16 protein-coding genes are annotated in these 20,826 nt (G+C 32.9%); 9 read left to right on the forward strand and 7 right to left on the reverse strand.

Translation table 11 applies throughout. From position 1 onward, the window contains the following. The first annotated feature begins 59 nt into the window (after nt 1-59). Together porQ and cmk are read left to right on the forward strand one after the other, a co-directional pair. A complete protein-coding gene (gene porQ, locus WPG_RS14155; RefSeq protein ID WP_045473870.1) occupies nt 60-1,091 on the forward strand; it encodes a type IX secretion system protein PorQ in 1,032 nt (343 codons plus the stop codon). A gap of 17 nt (nt 1,092-1,108) precedes the next feature. Next, a complete protein-coding gene (gene cmk, locus WPG_RS14160; protein WP_045473872.1) occupies nt 1,109-1,798 on the forward strand; it encodes a (d)CMP kinase in 690 nt (229 codons plus the stop codon). 44 nt (nt 1,799-1,842) lie between these two features. Here cmk and WPG_RS14165 read toward each other — a convergent pair whose 3' ends face one another. After that, the gene (locus WPG_RS14165; protein ID WP_045473874.1) at nt 1,843-2,220 is read right to left on the reverse strand and encodes a LysM peptidoglycan-binding domain-containing protein; all 378 of its coding nucleotides are present in this window, start codon (nt 2,218-2,220) and stop codon (nt 1,843-1,845) included. 166 nt (nt 2,221-2,386) lie between these two features. Continuing rightward, nucleotides 2,387-2,803, reverse strand: coding sequence for a hypothetical protein (locus WPG_RS14170; protein WP_045473876.1), 417 nt, complete (start codon nt 2,801-2,803; stop codon nt 2,387-2,389). Nucleotides 2,804-3,060: 257 nt separating this feature from the next. On the opposite strand from WPG_RS14170, the gene rpsA reads away from it, so the two are divergent. The 5 genes from rpsA (at nt 3,061) to WPG_RS14195 (ending at nt 7,752) form a co-directional block, all read left to right on the forward strand. Continuing rightward, nucleotides 3,061-4,902: a 30S ribosomal protein S1 gene (gene rpsA / locus WPG_RS14175; RefSeq protein ID WP_045473878.1), complete on the forward strand. Its 1,842-nt coding sequence runs from the start codon at nt 3,061-3,063 to the stop codon at nt 4,900-4,902. 124 nt (nt 4,903-5,026) lie between these two features. Further along, a complete protein-coding gene (gene pyrR / locus WPG_RS14180; protein WP_045473880.1) occupies nt 5,027-5,566 on the forward strand; it encodes a bifunctional pyr operon transcriptional regulator/uracil phosphoribosyltransferase PyrR in 540 nt (179 codons plus the stop codon). Between the two features lie 11 nt (nt 5,567-5,577). After that, a complete protein-coding gene (locus tag WPG_RS14185) occupies nt 5,578-6,507 on the forward strand; it encodes an aspartate carbamoyltransferase catalytic subunit (RefSeq protein ID WP_045473882.1) in 930 nt (309 codons plus the stop codon). A 3-nt stretch (nt 6,508-6,510) separates the two neighbouring features. Beyond that, entirely contained in the window at nt 6,511-6,843 is a 333-nt protein-coding gene (locus WPG_RS14190; protein ID WP_045473884.1) for a hypothetical protein, read from the forward strand. Between the two features lie 3 nt (nt 6,844-6,846). Then, nucleotides 6,847-7,752, forward strand: a complete 906-nt coding sequence (locus tag WPG_RS14195; protein WP_045473886.1) for a ribonuclease Z — start codon at nt 6,847-6,849, stop codon at nt 7,750-7,752. On the opposite strand, the gene WPG_RS14200 is transcribed toward WPG_RS14195, so the two are convergent. After that, nucleotides 7,749-8,162, reverse strand: a complete 414-nt coding sequence (locus WPG_RS14200; protein ID WP_045473888.1) for a hypothetical protein — start codon at nt 8,160-8,162, stop codon at nt 7,749-7,751. The two genes, WPG_RS14195 and WPG_RS14200, sit on opposite strands and share 4 nt — an antisense overlap. A gap of 92 nt (nt 8,163-8,254) precedes the next feature. Between WPG_RS14200 and pdxH the strand changes: the two genes are divergently transcribed. Continuing rightward, nucleotides 8,255-8,902, forward strand: coding sequence for a pyridoxamine 5'-phosphate oxidase (pdxH, locus tag WPG_RS14205; RefSeq protein ID WP_045473890.1), 648 nt, complete (start codon nt 8,255-8,257; stop codon nt 8,900-8,902). Nucleotides 8,903-9,086: 184 nt separating this feature from the next. Beyond that, nucleotides 9,087-9,584, forward strand: coding sequence for a CAP domain-containing protein (locus WPG_RS14210; RefSeq protein WP_045473892.1), 498 nt, complete (start codon nt 9,087-9,089; stop codon nt 9,582-9,584). Between the two features lie 225 nt (nt 9,585-9,809). Here the strand turns inward: WPG_RS14210 and WPG_RS14215 are convergent, their stop codons facing one another. From WPG_RS14215 to WPG_RS14230, 4 genes are all read right to left on the reverse strand, one after another. Beyond that, nucleotides 9,810-10,358 carry a phytanoyl-CoA dioxygenase family protein gene (locus WPG_RS14215; RefSeq protein ID WP_231850198.1) on the reverse strand — a complete coding sequence of 183 codons (549 nt, stop codon included), beginning with the start codon at nt 10,356-10,358 and terminating at the stop codon, nt 9,810-9,812. Nucleotides 10,359-10,485: 127 nt separating this feature from the next. Continuing rightward, on the reverse strand, nt 10,486-12,390 hold the full coding sequence (locus WPG_RS14220) for an OmpA family protein (protein WP_045475607.1): 1,905 nt from the start codon (nt 12,388-12,390) through the stop codon (nt 10,486-10,488). 13 nt (nt 12,391-12,403) lie between these two features. Then, a complete protein-coding gene (locus WPG_RS14225) occupies nt 12,404-13,339 on the reverse strand; it encodes a type IX secretion system membrane protein PorP/SprF (RefSeq protein WP_045473894.1) in 936 nt (311 codons plus the stop codon). 9 nt (nt 13,340-13,348) lie between these two features. Further along, nucleotides 13,349-20,782 (reverse strand): gliding motility-associated C-terminal domain-containing protein, encoded by a 7,434-nt coding sequence (locus tag WPG_RS14230; RefSeq protein WP_045473896.1) that lies wholly within the window; start codon nt 20,780-20,782, stop codon nt 13,349-13,351. Nucleotides 20,783-20,826: the final 44 nt, after the last annotated feature.

The raw sequence follows: 20,826 nt of genomic DNA on the forward strand, positions 1-20,826 counted from the left end.
CAAAAAATAAAAAAATCATATCATCGTTTTAAGATAGATTTAGTTATTTTGCATGGTTTATGATTAAGAGGGTTACCAACTTATTTTTTTTATTGTTGGCACTACCATTGTTCGCGCAATTAGGTGGAGAATCTACATACCAATTCTTAAATCTTGTTTCCTCACCACGACAAGCTGCTTTAGGAGGAAAAATCATTACCAATTTCGATCACGATGTTACAGAAGGTCTATATAATCCTGCCTCAATTAATTGGGAAATGGGGAATCAATTAGCTGTTAACTATTCCAACTATTTAGGAGGTATAAGTTATGGAACAGCTGCTTATGCTTATACTTGGGATAGACATGTACAGACCTTTCACATTGGTGTTTCCTACATCAATTATGGTACTTTTGATGGTTATGATGTTAATGGTAATTCAACAGGTACTTTCAATGGAAATGAAGCCGCTCTTTCCGCAGCTTATAATTATAATATTCCTTTTACAGATTTTTATGTTGGAGCAGCTGTGAAGCTTATAACATCGTCATTAGAACAATACAACTCTTTTGGTGGAGCATTAGACTTTGGAGCAATGTACATTAATGAAGATTTAGATTTTCATGCGGCTATTACAGTTAGAAATTTAGGAACGCAGTTTACAACTTATGCAGGTCAAAATGAACCTTTACCATTTGAAGTTAATTTTGGAATGTCCCAAACTCTAGAAAACGTACCTTTACGTTGGCACTTAACTTTGGAGAATTTGCAAAAGTGGCCAATTGGTGTTTCAAATCCAGCAAGGGCGACTACAGATTTAGATGGGAATCAAACTCAAGAAAAAGTTAGCTTTTTTAATAAAGGTTTACGACATCTTATTTTAGGTGCAGAATTATTTCCGGAAGGAGGTTTTAATATAAGATTAGGATATAATTTTAGGAGAGCAGAAGAATTAAGAATTTTAGATCAAAGAAATTTCTCAGGGCTCTCAGTTGGTGTTGGTATTAAGTTAAATAAAATGCGATTTAGTTATACTCACGCAAGATATACAAGTGCATCTAATACAAGTTTTTTCGGATTGCAAATAGATTTAGATAGTAGGAGGAGATAATATTTTAAATTTAAAGTATGAATAAAATCATTATCGCTATAGATGGCTTTTCATCAACAGGAAAAAGTACTATTGCAAAACAATTAGCCATTAAGCTTAATTATATATATGTAGATACAGGTGCAATGTATAGAGCTGTGACCTATTTTGCATTAGAGAATGATTTTATTGGTGATGATTTTTTTCACTCTAAAAAATTGATTCAAAACCTAGATAAAGTTTCTATTACATTTAGGTTTAATGACATTAAAGGTTTTGCAGAAGTTTACTTAAACGGTATTAATATTGAATCAGATATTAGAACACTAAGAGTTTCCCAATTTGTAAGTCCAGTCGCTACACTATCCGAAGTAAGGCGTATGTTAGTAAAACAACAGCAGTTGATGGGACAGTATAAAGGTATTGTAATGGATGGACGCGATATAGGAACTGTAGTTTTTCCTGAAGCAGAATTAAAAATATTTATGACTGCTTCTGCAGAAACTAGAGCAAAGCGACGTTACAAAGAACTTTTAGAACGTGGACATAATTTAAATTACGAAGATGTCCTAGAAAATGTAACAACTAGAGATCGCATTGATTCTACAAGAGAGGATTCACCATTGGTAAAAGCAAATGATGCCATAGAAATTGATAATTCAGAATTAACAATTGAAGAGCAATTAGATACAATTATAAATCTTGCAAGTCATAATATTTCTAAATAAAAAAAAGCGACTCTAAAGTCGCTTCTTTTATTTTTTAATTCCTGTTAAAGATTAGGAATTACTAATTCTTGATCTGGATGAATTAAATCCGGATTCTTAAGGATATCTGTGTTTGCAGCAAAGATTTCTTTATACTTCATTGCATCACCATAATAGTGCTTAGCAATTTTTCCTAAAGTTTCACCAGAAGCAACTGTATGTATTGCATAAACTGTTTCATCAGCCACTTTAATATTTGCCATAATATCAGAAGGATTGTCACCACCAGCTACTTTAATAGCATCCCATAATAGGTTTTTCTCATACTGTGTGGCAGCAGTACCAGTTACTTTAAGTACTCCATTGTCTTCACTAACATCTCCGTTTTGAATGTTTAATTTTTCGCCTAAGTCTAATACGCCTTGGTATTTAGCTCTAACCATAGTTGTTTGAATTTTAAGTTATTAATGTATTGTGAATATACCAAATTATGTGCCAAGTTTTGTGATTTAACTAATCATTTTGATATACCAATAATTGGACACAATTATATTTATTATGTCACATATAGCTGTTAAGGATTTACAGATATATAATTCTTAGTTGTATTTATTCAATAACTCTGAGGTATTGGGACCAGTTACGATCACCATTATCCTCATCAATGGACCAAACTTCTAGTACATTATTCTCAATTGAGAATTCTAACATATAAGTATTGTCAAGATCTGTTGTGTAAGAAATTATATTGTTATCTATAATAAAACTGCCACTTGTTATAAATCCACTATCGTTTGAAACATAAGTACCTTTAAAGTCTCTATTGTCGGCATCTTCGTAAAAACTTAAAGTGTGGCAACATATTACCTCTAATGAAGATATGTTATTTACACCACGAGCACTAATATCCCATTCCCCTAGTATTTCAATATCTACGAGTGGATTGTTAGGACTAGTGTCATCATCTTTACTACAACTGATAATTAAAAATCCAAGTAAAACAGATAAGAAAAAATGCTTTTTCATCATTTCTTTTTATCAAAAATAACTTAAATATTCATCTTTTCTGAAAATGTACTGTTATCAATCCGAAAACTAACTTTAATTAACCTATTAATAATAGGGTGAAATATTTGTTAATTACTTATAAATGCTTAATTTTGCGCTCCTTTTTAGCGAATATTAGGAAGAATAGAAAGGAAATAAAAAAATAATAATTAATAACTTCTGTAGCTTTTTTTCGCAGGCTTTCAAAAATTACAGAATACAAAGTTTAATCAGCAATGGCTGAAAAGAAAACAAAAGAAGCTGAGGTAGCAGTAGAAGCAACTGAAGCAGTAACAGTAGAAGCTCCAGTAGTCTCTGAAGCACAAGCAAATCCAGAAAAATTCTTAAAAGAGTTCGATTGGCACAATTACGAAGAAGGAATTGAGCAAGTTGAAGATACTAAATTAGAAGAATTTGAAAAATTGGTATCAGAAAATTTCGTTGACACTTTAGATGATGAAGTTGTAGATGGTACAGTTATCACAATTACAGATCGTGATGCTATTATTGATATTAACGCAAAATCTGAAGGTGTAATTTCTCTTAATGAGTTTCGTTACAATCCAGATCTTAAAGTTGGTGACAAAGTAGAAGTATTAATTGATGTACGTGAGGACGCTACAGGTCAATTAGTATTATCACACAGAAAGGCGAGAGTAATCAAAGCTTGGGATCGTGTAAACAACGCACATGATACTGGTGAAATCGTAAATGGTTTTGTGAAATGCAGAACTAAAGGTGGTATGATTGTAGATGTATTTGGTATTGAAGCATTCTTACCAGGATCTCAAATCGATGTTAAGCCTATTAGAGATTACGATCAGTATGTAAATAAGACTATGGAATTTAAAGTTGTGAAAATCAACCACGAATTCAAAAATATAGTTGTTTCTCATAAAGCTTTAATTGAAGCTGATATTGAAGAACAAAAGAAAGAAATCATTGGTCAACTAGAAAAAGGACAAGTATTAGAAGGTATTGTTAAGAACATTACTTCTTATGGTGTGTTTATTGATTTAGGTGGTGTAGATGGTTTAGTTCATATTACAGATTTATCTTGGTCTCGTATCAACCATCCAAATGAGATTGTTGAGTTAGATCAGAAATTAAATGTTGTAATCCTTGATTTTGATGAAAATAAATCAAGAATCCAATTAGGTCTTAAACAATTATCTAAGCATCCATGGGAAGCTTTAGGTGAAGATGTTAAGATTGGTGATAAAGTAAAAGGTAAAGTTGTTGTAATTGCAGATTACGGTGCATTTATTGAAGTTGAAGAAGGTGTAGAAGGCTTAGTTCACGTTAGTGAAATGTCTTGGTCAACACATTTACGTTCAGCTCAAGATTTCGTAACTGTAGGTGATGAAATTGATGCTGTTATCTTAACTTTAGATAGAGAAGATCGTAAAATGTCTCTTGGTATTAAGCAATTAACACCTGATCCATGGACAGATATCACTAAGAAATATCCTGTAGGTTCTAAGCACACAGGTATTGTACGTAACTTTACAAACTTTGGTGTTTTTGTTGAATTAGAAGAAGGTATTGATGGATTAATTTACATCTCAGATTTATCTTGGACTAAGAAGATTAAGCATCCATCTGAGTTCTGTAACGTTGGTGATAACCTAGACGTCGTTGTATTAGAATTAGATGTAGAAGGACGTAAATTATCTTTAGGTCATAAACAAACTACAGATAACCCTTGGGATAAGTACGAAAAAGAGTTTGCTTTAGAATCTATTCACAAAGCAGCAGTTACTGAAATGGTAGATAAAGGAGCAACAATAGATTTCAACGAAGATATTGTGGCCTTTATTCCAGCACGTCATTTAGAGAAAGAAGATGGTTCTAAACTTAAGAAAGGTGAAGAAGCAGAATTTAAAATCATTGAATTTAATAAAGAATTCAAGCGTGTTGTAGCATCTCATACAGCAGTATTTAGAGCTGAAGAAGCTAAAATCGTTAAGCAAGCTGTTAAAAAACAGGCTGCTCAAGCGGCAGAAGCTAAACCAACTCTTGGTGATGCAAATGAAGCTTTACAAGCACTTAAAGATAAATTAGACGGGAAGAAGTAATTCCTTGAAATTTAATTATAGAAAAAAGCCTTTCAGAAATGAAAGGCTTTTTTATGAATGCACTTCTGTTTGAAACTCAAATAATTTACCTTAACTTTGCCAACCAGCAACGCTTGGATACTATATGAGTCAAAAAGTATTACTTAACTCTAAAGAAGTCAATATCACTCTACACAGATTGGCTTGCCAGCTTATTGAAAACCATGATGATTTTTCTGAAACTGTACTTATTGGTTTACAACCAAGGGGTAAATTTTTAGCAGATCGTTTAGCTCAAATGCTTAGAAATGACTATAAAATTAAAAATATTCAATTAGGTCATTTAGATATTACATTTTTTAGAGATGACTTTAGAAGAGGAGATAAGCCTCTAGAAGCTAATACAACAGAGATAGATTTTATTGTAGAAGATAAAAATGTGGTATTTGTTGACGATGTGCTCTATACTGGACGAAGTATAAGGTCTGCATTAACCGCAATTCAGTCTTTTGGAAGACCAAAAAATATAGAATTATTAACCTTAATAGACCGACGTTTTAGTCGTCATTTACCAATACAACCTAATTATAAAGGGAGACAAGTAGATGCAATCGATAACCAGAAGGTAAAAGTAAATTGGGTAGAGAATGAAGGGGAAGATGCCGTGTATTTAATAGATAAATAGAATACTAAATTATGAGTGAATTAAGTGTCAATCACTTATTAGGAATCAAATATCTTACAAAACAAGATATAGAACTTATTTTTGAAACTGCAGATCAGTTTAAAGAGGTTATTAATAGACCGATTAAAAAAGTACCTTCACTAAGAGATATTACCATTGCCAATTTATTTTTCGAAAATTCTACACGTACAAAATTATCTTTTGAGTTAGCAGAGAAAAGATTGTCAGCAGATGTGATTAATTTTTCAGCTTCACAATCCTCAGTTAAAAAAGGGGAAACGCTTATTGATACAGTAAATAACATATTATCTATGAAAGTAGATATGGTGGTATTGCGTCATCCAAATCCTGGAGCAGGTGTATTTTTATCTAAACATGTTAATGCAAGTATTATAAATGCAGGTGATGGATCACATGAGCATCCGACGCAAGCTTTATTAGATTCTTATTCTATAAGAGAGAAGTTAGGTGCTGTTAAAGGAAAAAATGTAGTTATTGTTGGTGATATACTACACAGTAGAGTTGCACTATCTAATATATATGCTTTGCAATTGCAAGGGGCAAATGTTATGGTTTGTGGACCAAAAACATTACTTCCAAAGTATATTAAAGATCTTGGTGTAAAGGTAGAAACTAATCTTAAAAAAGCACTCGAATGGTGTGATGTAGCTAATATGCTTCGTGTACAGAATGAGCGTATGGATATTAGTTATTTTCCTTCTACTAGAGAATATACTCAGCAATTTGGTATTAATAAGGAATTATTAGATAGTTTAGATAAAGAGATTGTCATTATGCATCCAGGCCCAATAAATAGAGGAGTAGAGATTACAAGTGATGTAGCAGATTCTAAACAAGCTATTATATTAAATCAGGTAGAAAATGGTGTAGCAGTTAGGATGGCGGTAATTTACCTTTTAGCGTCTAAAATAAAACAATAGATTATGATTATTGATAAAGATGGTAATACGATAATAATTGCTCAAGAAAATGCTTCTGTTAAAACTTTGGTTAATAATATTGAGCAGGCCTATGATAAGTATAAAAATCATCACCTTGTTGTTCGGTTATCGAGTTTAGACAAGATTGCTTTAGAAGATGTTATTGAATTTTTGCGTCTTAGTAATGATCATCGTTCTGCTAAAAAATCTTTTGTCGTAGTTTCTGAGAAAGCAGATTTAGACGAAATGCCAGACGAAGTTATCGTAGTGCCAACATTGCAAGAAGCTTTTGATATTATAGAAATGGAAGACATTGAACGCGATTTAGGGTTTTAATACATGAAATTAACCATTTTAGGCTGTCACAGCGCAACTCCACGAACAGATACCAATCCAACTTCTCAAGTCTTAGAGATTAAAAACCACATGTTTTTAATTGACTGTGGTGAAGGTACACAAGTAGAACTTCGACGTAACAAAGTGAAGTTCTCTCGGATTAAGCATATTTTTATTTCTCACCTTCATGGCGATCATTATTTTGGTTTGGTTGGTTTAGTGAGTACATTTCGTTTACTCACTAGAGAAACTGAACTTCATATATATGGCCCAAAAGGATTAAAAAAGGTGATTACACTTCAAATGAAATTGTCTGATAGTTGGACTAATTATCCTCTGATTTTTCATGAGTTAAACTCAAAGGAGACAGAATTAATCTATGAGGATGATAAAGTTGAAGTTCATACAATTCCACTAAAGCATCGCATTTATACGAATGGCTTTCTTTTTAAAGAGAAAGAAAATGAGCGTAAATTAGATATAAATGCTGTTAATGAAGCTAATATAAGTAGAGCTTATTATAGAAAACTAAAACAGGGTGCAGATGTTGAAAATGAAGATGGTGTTTTAATAGATAACGGTTCAGTTACAAAAGATCCAATACCTCCTCAAAGTTATGCCTACTGCAGTGATACAGTTTATAACGAGTCTGTAATACCAATAATAAAAGATGTTACTGTACTCTACCATGAATCTACATTTTTAGATAAAAATGAAGATCTTTGTGAACGTACTAAGCATAGTACAGCTAAACAAGCTGCGACTATTGCTAAAAAAGCTAATGTAGGTAGGCTAATACTTGGTCACTATTCCACACGATATGGAAGTTACGATGGTTTTGAAACTGAAGCGAAGACTGTTTTTGAAAATGTTCTTCTATCTAAAGATGGAAAATCTTTTGAATTTTAGTTAAATTCTTTTAAATGTTGCACCCAATTAATTGCCTCTCCTAAACTTAATGCACGCTTCATTGGTATAGAGGCCATTTGTTTCTCAATGTTTGCACTTAAATATGTAGAATCTCTGTAACTTACTATTGAAGCAGCAATTAAAATACTATCATCTTTATCAAAGTAAGACCATAAGACTGGATCGATAGAATAAGCATTAACACGGTTTGCTATATAAGCTAGGGTTTTATGATGTCCATAATAAGCTCTTAAAGAACTTAAAAGTTTATTTAACTTTTCTGAGTTAAAATGTTCACCTTCATTGACCTCCATAATAAAAAAGTCATCACAGAGGTAGTATGAGCCAAAGTCAAGAACTATTTTTTCATAATTCAGTGATTTCGAAAGAGGAGAATCTTCAAATTGCATTCTAAGAATTATTTTAGTTAATAAGGGTTAACTTTATCAAATCTACGGTTTTTTTGATAGAAACAAAATATTCTACTAACTTCGTAATATCTATGGAAAAAGACTTAAGTAACTACAGAAAATCATACGAAAAAGGTGAGCTTCTATTGGAGAATGTGCCTCAGAATCCTATTGAGTTATTCAGAAATTGGTTTATTGAAGTTGATACTCATTTCAATGTTGATGAAACTAATGCAATGACTATTTCCACTATTGGGTTAGATGGTTATCCTAAGAGTAGAGTAGTGCTACTGAAAAAGTATTCTCACGAAGGTTTTATTTTCTATACCAATTATAATAGTGAAAAAGGTAAGGCTATTAGTGATAACCCAAATGTTTGCTTATCTTTTTTTTGGCATACAGCAGAGCGACAAATAATTATAAAGGGTACAGCTGAGAAGATTTCTGAAAACTTAAGTGATGGATATTTTGAATCGCGACCTAGAGGAAGTCAACTAGGTGCTATTGCTTCAAATCAAAGTGATATTGTTTTTGATAGAAACGAATTAGAATCTAAACTTAAAGCTTTAGAAGATAGATATGAAGGTATGCCCTTAGAAAGACCTAAACATTGGGGCGGATTTATAGTAAAACCAGTTGAGATTGAATTTTGGCAAGGTAGACCTAATAGACTTCATGATAGAATTCGTTACCAACTTCAAAAAGATTATAATTGGAAAATTGATAGGTTATCACCTTAGTTTTATCGATAAAAAGCTTTTTTATTCGATGTAATTTGATTTTTTGATACTTAAAAGTGTATTTCACCGATGTTTTGCAATTAAATTCGATAAAATGCATGTATTTCATCGAATTTATCTAAATTTCTTTTTTTTTAGCAAGTAGGCACTTAGTTTAGTAATCCCAAACCTAAATAACCTACTTATGAAAGTTGCTAAGCTTTTGCCATTTTTGGCTATTGTTGCCCTCTTAGGCTTATCATCTTGTTCCACAGACAGTGCAACAGATGATAAAACTAACTCTATAGAAGTTCCAGTTGCTCCTCAAGCAAAGCAAATCGAAATAGAGATTATGGAACTTATTAATGTTTACAGAATTACAAAAGGTTTAAATCCATTAAATGATCATAATACGGTCAAGGCTGTAGCATCTACCCACACAGATTATATGATTGAAGTAGATAATGTGTCTCATGATAACTTTTTTCAAAGAAAACAGAGCTTGGAAGCTAATGCTAGTGCTAATATAGTTTCAGAAAACGTGGCATACGGTTTTAATTCTGCGGAGTCTGTTGTTAATGCTTGGTTAAACAGCCCAAGTCATAAAGAAAATATTGAAGGAAACTTTACAGATTTTGATGTATCAGCCGAACAGAATAGTGAGGGTAAATGGTACTTTACTAATATTTTTATAAAACGTTAAATCGTTTTAAAATTGATTAATAGCAAAAAAAACCACAAATTCTTGTGGCTTTTTTAGTTTATAGACTCGTATTCTAACCACTCTAATGGTTTTGAAAGCTGATGCGAGTTAAATTCTAGATGAATAACACGACGCCTTTCCTTGTTAATCGTTTTGTTTGAAGCAAGGAGGTGAAAAGGTTTCATTAACATTATTCCACCTTTTTCGACCTCACATATAATCTCATTATCTAGATTCCAATCTGAAGTATTTTTTCTTATAATTTTTTTTTTGATGAGACTTAGGAATTATTTTTAAAGCTCCATTATCTTTATTGGTATCATCTAAATGAATGCGAATTGTAATAGTTTTTTCTAGAATCTTGTGAGGAGGTTGTACACAATATAAGCCTTTTTTGATGGTCCAATTTTTATAGCTATTTAACTCAACTTTTTTATTAACAGATATACTTATATCTTGATGATATGGAACAAACCAATTAGATTCTGGTGGCTTGTCAAAAAAGATAGCTTTTATTAAAAAAGGATTAGTTTCACTAAGACTTGTTATGAGATTAATTAATTTTTGATTAAATACTAAATTCTTTAAATCTGGTACAGCTTTAAAAAGTTGTCTAATGGCATATATTTTTTTAGACTTACTAAGAGACTTCGTCTCTAATTTATTTGATTCTAAACAGCTTATTATTCCTTTGATTTCTTCATTTGAGTAAAACGTATCAATTATCGAATAGCCATAATCATATAGTTCTATCGTGTGTTTTGTGTAATTCATATATTATATAAATGTAATCTAGAAAATTTGTAAATGAAATTTTTTGTGATTGCTTTAGCAGTTAAAAATAAAAAGCAAGCTCAGTGAGCTTGCTTATATTTAAATTTTATTTTAAAGCCTTTAAATTCTATTCGTTAACAATATAAAAGTAAGAACGCCTGTTCATTTGGTGCTCTTCTTCTGAACATTTTACGCGATTGGCACATTTGTTTAATAGTTGAGTTTCACCATAGCCATTTGCACTTTCTATTCTACTAGCATCAATACCTCTTGAAATAATATAATCTCTTGTAGATTTTGCTCGTCTATCCGATAGCTTTAAATTATATCTGTCACGACCACGACTGTCTGTATGAGATTCAATTTTAATAATCATTTCTGGATGTTTACGAAGTACGTCAACAATATTTTCTAATTCATATTCTGCATCAGTTCTGATATTAGATTTATCAAAGTCAAAGAAAATTGGGTTAATCACAATCTGATTGTCTATAATTAATGGCTCTAACTCTAAATCTAGGGTATTTACCTTTTCATTATCAAGGTCCGTATTAATTGTTTCTTTATCTTCCTTATAGTCTTCTTTTGTAGCAACAACAGTGTAAGTTTTGTCACAATCTACTACAAATGTATAATTACTGTTGTCTTTTGTGTCGATCTCTTCTATAACTTTACCAGTTTCATCAATCAATCGTATAATAACACCTGTTAAAAAGATGCCTGTTTTACTGTCCTTAATTACTCCAGAAATTTCTTGTTTGCATTGATAGGCATTAAAACTGTAGATGTCATCACTTCCTTTACCATTTGGTCGGTTAGATGAAAAGTAACCTTTTTGAGTTTCTGAGTCTATATAAAAAGCAAAATCGTCATAACCACTATTGTATGGAGCTCCTATATTTTCAGGTTCTGAACGATTTCCTGTTAAATTATTAGATTTAAAAATATCCAATAAACCTAGATTTAAATAGCCATCTGATGAAAAGTATAAGGTGTTATCCTTACTTACAAAAGGAAACATTTCTCTTCCTTCTGTATTAATTAATTCTCCCATATTCTCTGGCTCTCCATAAGTGCCATTTTCGTTTATGGAGACTGAATAGATATCGGTTTGCCCAATTCCACCTTCACGATCAGATACAAAGTATAGCGTTTTATTATCTGGACTTAAAGCAGGATGGCCTGTTGAAAATACTTTGTCATTAAAAGGTAATTCTTCAATATTTTCCCACTTATCATCTGTTAGAGTGGCTTTATAAATTTTTAAATGCGTTGTTCCTTTTTTATCGTAGTTAAGACGGTTACGTTTATTTACATTATCTCTAGTGAAATAGAGTGTTTTTCCATCATTTGTGATTGCAACTGAAGCCTCATGGTATTCAGAATTGATCATGCTAGAAGGTAAATCAGTTACAGATCCGTAATTTTGATTACCATTTTCTTTGGTAATTGATACCTGTACTAAGTCTAAAAAAGGTTCGTCATTCCAGTTATAAACTTTTTTCCCTTCATTATTTGCGGATGCAAAGTATAAAGTGTTATTGTGAATATAGGATCCAAAATCTGAATTTTCTGTATTGAAAGGTAAATTCTCAATATTTACAACTACATCATTTTTTGAAGTTAGTTTATTATAAATATCTACTTCATCAGGATTATAACCTTTAAGCCTACTATCTCCTTGATGTGCAGCACTAAGTTCTTTAAACCATTTATCCGCTTCATCATAATTGCCTATACTTCTTAGCGATTGAATATATTTATATAAGTATTTTGCATCTATGCTTTCAGATTCTTTTAAAGCTTCACTATACCAATAGACCGCTTTTTCTGAGTTAGAATTGTTATAGTATGCATCTCCCAATCGTGTTAAAACATGCACACTGTTTTCGCCTTTTTCAACTGCTTTCTCATATAATTCAATGGCCTTTACATAACCAAAATTATCAAAGAACTTATCAGCCAATTTTACTTGAGAGAAAGAAAGGGAACTTATTAAAGTTATAGTTATTGCTAATAATTTAGTCTTCATAATGTATTTCATTTTAGAAGTATCTTGGCGATTTAATTCGTTTACTTTTAAAGACTTCGAACATCAACAATACTTCATGAGTACCACTTGTATAAGGTCTTAAATCAGAAATCGGGTATTCGTATGCATAACCAATTCTCATTTGCTTAGATATCTGAAAATCTGCAATACCACCAATTGCTGCAGCATTTTCATTGATTCTATATCCTGCTCCCACCCAAAAAGTTTCATTAAACAAAAAGTTTGCCGAAATATCAAAAGAGAGTGGAGCACCATTTGTAGCTTTTAATAATACAGATGGTTTTAACTTTGTAGTTTCATTTAAATCGAAAACATATCCACCAGTAACATAATAACTTATACGTTCTAGTGCGACATAGTCTATTGTACCGTTCCCCCCATTATTATAATCTGTATTTAATATTCTTGGAGCAGAAAGCCCTAAGTACCAACGTTGAGAATGCCAATATAAACCTGCTCCAACATTAGGACTCCAACGATTTGATACATCATTAAAGAAAGGATCGTTAACTACAGATGGGTCATTTAGTAATTCTTCGTCTAAATTATAATGAGTAAATCCAGCCTTAAGACCAAATGCTAGTTCTGAATTAACACCGGTTTGGATTGTATATGAGAAATCACCATAAATGTATGAGAAGTTTTCATAGCCAAGCTTATCATTTATAAATGATAGGCCTAAACCTACATTCTCATTTCGTAAAGGTGTATGAATAGATAGTGTTTGTGTTTCTGGTCCACCTTCTAATCCTACCCATTGACTTCTATGCAAGCCAACAGCACTAAATGTTTCTCTACTACCAGCATAAGCTGGGTTTATAGAGATAGTATTAAACATGTATTGCGTAAATTGAGGTAATTGCTGTGCAAAAGCCGTTGATACACTCAAAAAGAGTATGGCAATACTTAAAATTTTAGATAGCTTCATCGGTTAAGTTTATTTAGTTGCTACATAGATAGGACCTGCAAATGGCTCTAATCCACTATTTCTTAAATTAATTATATAATAATATGTTCCAGTTGGGACTTTTCCAGAATTTCCTACTGAAGATCCATGTGCATCTCCGTTCCAATTATTTTGATAGTTATTATTTTTATAAATCTCAGCGCCCCAACGATTGAATATTTGTAACTCGATTACAAAGCCACAATCCTCAATACCACTTATAGTAAAGAATTCATTATAACTATCGCCATTAGCAGTTACAGTCTTTGAGATTTCAACATCAACTAGACCACAAGCTAATACAACACAGTCATCATCTAAAGTCACATTTACTTTGACTTCTGTTGGACATGGTCCTTCGGTAATTGAATACATAAATGTATAAGTACCAATTTCATCTACTAATGTAGGATCAAAGAAACTTCCGTTTAAACTCGTATTACCTGAAACAACACTCCAATTACCATTCATATCAAAATCACCAGATAATAAATCGAATAAATCGAATTCTGTATCAAGTATACAGAGATTTGCATCGAATACATTTATCACATTGCTTATTTCTACTGATATAGTTTGAACAAACTGAGATTCGTTGCCACAATTATCATTAATTGTCCATGTTCTAATTATACTATAATCTTCAAATTCATTTACTTGAGTAGAAATTTCATTGAAATCAACACTTATATTATTAGAACATGCATCTTCAAAGACTAAGTCCGGAACTCCTGGTATGTCATCACAAGCAACAGTTATGTTTTCATCAAATGGTGTAACAAGAGTTGGAGCAGTTGTGTCTTGTACAGTAATAAATTGTGTGTGTACTGCTTCGTTTCCACAGCTATCAATTGCTGACCAAGTACGCTCAATAATATAATCTCCAATACATGCTCCTTCAGTAATAGTTTCTTCAAAAGTTACATTTGTAGAACTACAGGTATCACTTGCGGTTAATGTTTCTGCTGTTGGAACAGCATCACATTCAGCATCTAAATCTGTTGGCAATGCCTCATTAAATGATGGTGCAGTTGTATCTTGTACACTTATAGTTTGCGTATGAATTGTCTCATTGCCACAATCATCAGTAGCTGTCCAAGTTCTAATTAAAGTAAATTCATTATCACAACTTCCAACTGTAGTAGATTCTGCAACAGTTACTGAAGCCTCACCACAATTATCTGTTGCAGTTATTGTATCCACATCAGGAATTGTATCACATTCTATAATTATGTCAGAAGGTAAGGCTACATTAAATATAGGAGCAGTAGTATCTTGTATAGTTATAATCTGTAATGCCGTTGCAACATTATCACAGTTGTCTACAAGTGTCCATTTTCTATTAATAATATATGATCCAGGACAATTACCTGCAGTAATAATATCTTTATAAACTGCATCTAATCCAGTTGCACAATTATCTGATTCGTCAGTTACATCTCCTGTAATTGTTAAATCATTAACATCTGTATCACATTCTAGGACTAAATCAGCAGGTACTGTAAAGGTAGGTGAAGTAGAATCTTGAACAGTTATTGTTTGTACAAGCGTTGTTGTATTATCACACTCATCAGTTAATGACCAAGTACGAGTAATAATCGATTCATTAATACAATTTCCATTAGTTACGCTATCAGTAAATGTAGCATTCAAATCATTAGAGCAGTTATCCTCTTCATCAATAACATTACCAGTAATATTGAGATCATTAGTATCAACATCACATTCTATTGTAATATCAGCAGGTACTGTAAAATTAGGTTCAGTAGTATCTTGAACAGTAATAGTTTGGTCAGTTGAAGTTGCGTTACCACAATCATCAGTAGCTGTCCAAGTTCTTATAATCGTTTTCGTATTTCCACAAGTTGCAGTTTCGACATCTGAGTAAGACACATTAGGTATAGCACAGTCATCAATTGCAGTGGCAGTTCCAGTATTTGTTGGATTTGTATCTTCATTACATTCAATAGTTACATTAGCAGGTATTGTCAAAACTGGATCTACTGTATCTATAATTGAATAAGTAGCAGTTGTAGATGAAGAATTATTACAATCGTCAGTAGCAGTAAAGGTAACTGTAAAGGCACCATTATTACAATCTAAAGCTGTATTTGCATCATAATCGTTAAACCAGGTTACATTACCACAAGTATCAGATGCTGTAGCACCAGCGTTATTTAATAACCAAGTTTCTAGTGTTCCATTTGGAGTCACACCACATTGTATATTTATATTTTGAATATTTGAATTGTCAATCGTGGGTGGAGTAGTATCTTGAACATTAATAGTTTGATCCGCTGAAGTAGCGTTACCACAATTATCAGTAGCCGTCCAAGTTCTTATAATCGTTTTCGTATTTCCACAAGTTACAGTTTCGACATCAGACTGAGAAATCGTCACATCACCACATGTATCAGCACCAGTAGCAATACCAGTATTAGCAGAAGACTCATCTTCAGTACACTCAATAGTCACATCAGCAGGCACAGATATAGTAGGAGGTGTTGTATCTTGAACAGTAATAGTTTGATCCGCTGAAGTTGCATTGCCACAATTATCAGTCGCTGTCCATGTTCTTATTATAGTTCTAGTATTTCCACATGCAGTTGTGACATCATTAGACTGTGAAATAGTAATTGTACCACATGTATCATTACCAGTAGCGACACCAGTATTAGCAGAAGATTCATCTTCTGTACATTCAATAGTGACATCAGCAGGTACAGATATAGTAGGAGGTGTTGTATCTTGAACAGTAATCGTTTGATCCGCTGAAGTTACATTACCACAATTATCAGTTGCTGTCCATGTTCTTATAATCGTTTTCGTATTTCCACAAGCTGCGGTTTCTACATCAGATTGAGAAATGGTCACATCACCACATGTATCATTACCAGTAGCGGCACCAGTATTGGCAGAAGACTCATCTTCAGTACACTCAATAGTCACATTAGCAGGCACAGATATAGTAGGAGGTGTTGTATCTTGAACAGTAATCGTTTGGTCAGCTGAAGTTGCGTTACCACAATTATCAGTCGCTGTCCATGTTCTTATAATCGTTTTCGTATTTCCACAAGCTGCGGTTTCTACATCAGATTGAGAAATGGTCACATCACCACAGGTATCAGCACCAGTAGCAATACCAGTATTAGCAGAGGACTCATCTTCTGTACATTCAATAGTCACATCAGCAGGCACAGATATAGTAGGAGGTGTTGTATCTTGAACAGTAATCGTTTGATCCGCTGACGTTGCGTTACCACAAGCATCAGTTGCCGTCCAAGTTCTCACAATTGTTCTAGAATTACTACAAGATGCAGTAACCACATCGCTCTCAGTAATAGTTACACTACTGCAATAATCCATACCACCAGCAATTCCCGTATTAGTACTTGTTTCATCTTCCGTACATTCTATTGTAACATCTGAAGGAAGTGTAAGGGTAGGTGGTGTTGTATCTTGAACTGTAATTGTTTGCTGCGCAGTTGCAGTATTATCACAATTATCGGTAATTGTAAATGTTCTTAATACTGTAATTGGGCAATTATTAGTTGATGTTGTAACGTCAATATATGTTATACTCTGAATATTAAAATCGTCAGAAGCATTGTAATTTGTATTGGAAGCAAAAGTTGATTGTATATCACCAGATTGCGTTTCACTATATGCGAATACAGCATTTCCATTAGTAATATCTCCAGTAGAACAGCCTTCAATAATAATTGTAGCTGGTACTGTTATTATCGGACTTTCAATATCATCTGTTCCAATTGTACCATTAACATTAAAGATACATCCATTGGCATCAGTAATTAATATTGTATAATTTCCTGCAACTAAGTTTTCAAATAAACCACTAGACTGTGAAGAGGAACCATTATCTAATGAATACGTATATGGTGGAATTCCACCAGTACTTCCAGCAGTTATACTACCAGTACTTTCACCTAGACATTCAACATTTACAATTTGAGTAATTGAACCTAAAACATTTTCAGCAGGTTCATTAACCGTGGATTGATTTGTTACAGTACAGCCATTAGCGTCAGTTATCGTTACAGAATATGTTCCAGCAACGACATTTGCTAAATCTTCTGTAGTAGCACCAGTATTCCATAGAAATGTATATGATGAAGTACCTCCATTTACTGTTAAGTCAATGAATCCAGTATTATCATCTTTACATAAAATATTAGTAATTTCAATACCTGAGCTCAAAGCACTTGGTTCATTTATGGTAATTGTTGTATTCTGAGTACAAAGTGTAGTCTGATCTGTTACAGTAGCAGTATAGTTTCCAGCAGGCAATCCTGATACACTAGGTGTAGTATCTGGTAAAGTATCCCAAGAATACGTAAAAGGACCAACTCCATTAGATACTACGGCCGTAACACTTCCATTACTCTCACCATTACAAATTACATGTGTTGAAGTTCCAGAAATTGAAAGGTTATTACAAGTACCAGGATTAACAGTCACAGTATTAGTATCTTTACAACCGTTAGCATTTGTTACTGTTACAGTGTAATTGCCAGCAGATAAACCAGAAATATTTTGAGTTGTTTCATCACCTGGTGACCAGAGATATGTGTATGGTTCTACACCACCAGTTGCTGTTGCACTAGCTGTTCCATCGCCTGTACTTGGACCAAGTTCGTCAGTTGAAGAAGATGTTAAATTTAAAGCGTTATTTGGTTCTGTTATAGAAATCGTTTCTTCAACAGCTTGACAAACCGTCCCATCAATGGTTACATTAACATCATATACTCCTGCTGTAATATTATTTATTGTACTCGAAGTAACACCAGAATCAACCTGACCATTACTCCAAGTAAAAGTAAAAGTTGCTCCAGGGTTAGCATTTGAATTTGCAGAAATTGTTCCTGAACCTGTTGCATCACCAACACATAATACATTTGTTGTATCATCAATTGTTAACTCAGCATCACATGTATTAGTGCATACTATAACAATACTTTGCGTAATAGTACAACCGTTAGCATCAGTAATTGTTACAGAATGAGTTCCAACAGAGAGATTAGTAGCATTTGCGTTTGTCTGATTACTAGCAGAAGCACTCCATAAATATGTATAAGATGCTGTTCCACCAGAAACATCTGCAGTAGCTTCTCCATTAATACAGCCTTGAGCCGTATTGGCGTCGATCTTACTCATATTAAGACTTAAAGGATTAGTAGGTTCTGTTATTGTAGTATTAGCTGAAACAGAACATCCGTTTGCATCAGTTACAGTGACAGAGTAAGCACCTGCTATAACATTAGTCAAATTTTGACTCATTGAAGAATTACTCCAAGAATATGAATAAGGTTGTGTACCTCCTGAAACTGTAATAGTAATATCACCTGTAGCTTCACCAGAACAATCAACATCATTTACATTTGCAATAGATACGTCTAAAGCAATAGGTTCTGAAATGGTTTGATTTACAGTAGTTGTACAGTTGTTTTCATCTGTAACGAGTACAATATAACTAGAAGCGGCTAAATTTTCGAATAAGCCATTGGTTTGATTATTTGTACCACCATCAATAGAATAATTATAAGGTGGTGTTCCTCCTGAACCTTCTACTGTTATATTACCGGTTGAGTTACTATTACAATCTACATTAGTAAAATCTGTAATAGAAGCTGTTAATGCATTATTTGGTTCTGAAATTGTTGCTTGGTTAGTAGTTGTACATCCATTTGCATCAGTAATAGTTACGTCATAATCACCAGCAGCAAGATTAGATTGATCTTGTGAAGTTGAGCTATTATTCCATAGCACAATATAAGGAGCAGTTCCTCCACTAATAGTTAAATCAATTTCTCCAGTACTTTCGCCATTACATAATACATTTGTTGTCGATAAAATAGTAGAATCTAGCGATTCGGAAGGTTCATTAATAGTAAAGCTATTTGATATTGTACATCCGTTTGCATCTGTAACTGTCACAGTATAGATACCTACAAAAATATTTGATAAATCTTGTGAGGTTGCTGAGTTACTCCAAGAATAAGTATATGGAGGTGTTCCACCTGATGGAGTTATATCAATTGCACCAGTTTCGTCAAGTTTACATGTAACATCAGAGATGGTTCCTGCAAGCTCTAGGTTGTCTAAGGTGATTGGAATAGAGTTTATATTTTCACAAGTTGTGAATGTACTTCTTATGTTTACTGTATAAGAGCCTTCAGGTAAGTTATTAAAAATTGGCGAGCTTTGATACGCACCATTATTTAAAGCATACTCATATTCTACACCTAATGGGCTTGTCACTGAAATTGTAAAATCATCAATTGCAGAACCACAGCTTACACTAGCTAGGGGAACTGGTGATAAACTAACAAATTCTATTGTTGCTGTAGCTCTATCACATACACCAGTATTTGGAGCTGGTAAACAGACTTCATATTCAAAAGTTACATTACCTGTGAAACCATTAAAAGGAATATAACTATATGTTCCATCTGAATTAAGTTCAAAAAAATCGCCTGTAGGTGCAGGTCCAGAAACTAAACTATAAGTCGAGTTATCAGGAACATTATTATTTACATTTAAATCGCCATAATATTTTGTATTAATACAATTCATGTTTTGCTGATCTATAGCATATTTTTGGAGAAGGAAGAACTTTCCATCTCCATGATCACTTGTAGCACCAACAAATTCAATTTTTGTAATCTTTGATCCAATTGGTGCAATATCGCTTAAGTAAAATAGACCAATACCAACTGTTTGACCATTTTCGTTACATCTTCCTGATTGCCAATAATCAGATCCTGAAATAGGAGGTGCAAAACTACACCCAGTATAATTTCCAGAATTCCTAACAAATGTCTCTCCTAACTTTTGCTCTAAACCACCACCAGAAGGAATTCCCCATATTTCAACATAAAAACAATTATTCCCTCCTCTTTCTGTAATCGCTATCACTCCGTCTTGATTTGCTGGAATGGCTGGACTATAAAAAATAGTTTGCTTTTGTGCATCAGTCGTTTCTACATCAGTAAAATTTGAACAAATATCTCTACCATTTCTAACAGATTCAAAATAATGATTTAGATTTTTATCTTGCATGGCTAATAAGGCCATAGAATTCCAATTTGCATTGTCACTTGAATTATTAATGGTAATACCGTTTTCTTCAATGTTATTTGCTGTATCACCTGTAGGACCTAATCTTGTCATTTCATAACTAGTAGGGACAACAAATGTATTATATACAACCCCTCCAATTGTAACTGATTGAATGGTTGCTGGGTCGTTATTGTTAGATTGTGTATCAGACCATTGAAACGTCACACCAGTTTGTATAGATGGTGATTGCTGTGCTAATATAATATTAGGTAGAACAACGCAAAGAACTATTAAAATAACTTTTGCAATGTTTACGACTGAAATACAATTGTATTTGTTTTTCATACTTTATATATAATAACTTATAATTTGTAAAAATGTCATTCAAA

This window comes from Winogradskyella sp. PG-2, assembly GCF_000828715.1.
GTDB lineage: Bacteria > Bacteroidota > Bacteroidia > Flavobacteriales > Flavobacteriaceae > Winogradskyella.

Excerpts from the sequence above, each read along its gene's own strand:
- porQ (WP_045473870.1), top strand. The coding sequence starts at position 60 with ATGATTAAGAGGGTTACCAACTTATTTTTTTTATTGTTGGCACTACCA.
- cmk (WP_045473872.1), top strand. The coding sequence starts at position 1,109 with ATGAATAAAATCATTATCGCTATAGATGGCTTTTCATCAACAGGAAAA.
- WPG_RS14165 (WP_045473874.1), bottom strand. The coding sequence starts at position 2,220 with ATGGTTAGAGCTAAATACCAAGGCGTATTAGACTTAGGCGAAAAATTA.
- WPG_RS14170 (WP_045473876.1), bottom strand. The coding sequence starts at position 2,803 with ATGAAAAAGCATTTTTTCTTATCTGTTTTACTTGGATTTTTAATTATC.
- rpsA (WP_045473878.1), top strand. The coding sequence starts at position 3,061 with ATGGCTGAAAAGAAAACAAAAGAAGCTGAGGTAGCAGTAGAAGCAACT.
- pyrR (WP_045473880.1), top strand. The coding sequence starts at position 5,027 with ATGAGTCAAAAAGTATTACTTAACTCTAAAGAAGTCAATATCACTCTA.
- WPG_RS14185 (WP_045473882.1), top strand. The coding sequence starts at position 5,578 with ATGAGTGAATTAAGTGTCAATCACTTATTAGGAATCAAATATCTTACA.
- WPG_RS14190 (WP_045473884.1), top strand. The coding sequence starts at position 6,511 with ATGATTATTGATAAAGATGGTAATACGATAATAATTGCTCAAGAAAAT.
- WPG_RS14195 (WP_045473886.1), top strand. The coding sequence starts at position 6,847 with ATGAAATTAACCATTTTAGGCTGTCACAGCGCAACTCCACGAACAGAT.
- WPG_RS14200 (WP_045473888.1), bottom strand. The coding sequence starts at position 8,162 with ATGCAATTTGAAGATTCTCCTCTTTCGAAATCACTGAATTATGAAAAA.
- pdxH (WP_045473890.1), top strand. The coding sequence starts at position 8,255 with ATGGAAAAAGACTTAAGTAACTACAGAAAATCATACGAAAAAGGTGAG.
- WPG_RS14210 (WP_045473892.1), top strand. The coding sequence starts at position 9,087 with ATGAAAGTTGCTAAGCTTTTGCCATTTTTGGCTATTGTTGCCCTCTTA.
- WPG_RS14215 (WP_231850198.1), bottom strand. The coding sequence starts at position 10,358 with ATGAATTACACAAAACACACGATAGAACTATATGATTATGGCTATTCG.
- WPG_RS14220 (WP_045475607.1), bottom strand. The coding sequence starts at position 12,390 with ATGAAGACTAAATTATTAGCAATAACTATAACTTTAATAAGTTCCCTT.
- WPG_RS14225 (WP_045473894.1), bottom strand. The coding sequence starts at position 13,339 with ATGAAGCTATCTAAAATTTTAAGTATTGCCATACTCTTTTTGAGTGTA.
- WPG_RS14230 (WP_045473896.1), bottom strand. The coding sequence starts at position 20,782 with ATGAAAAACAAATACAATTGTATTTCAGTCGTAAACATTGCAAAAGTT.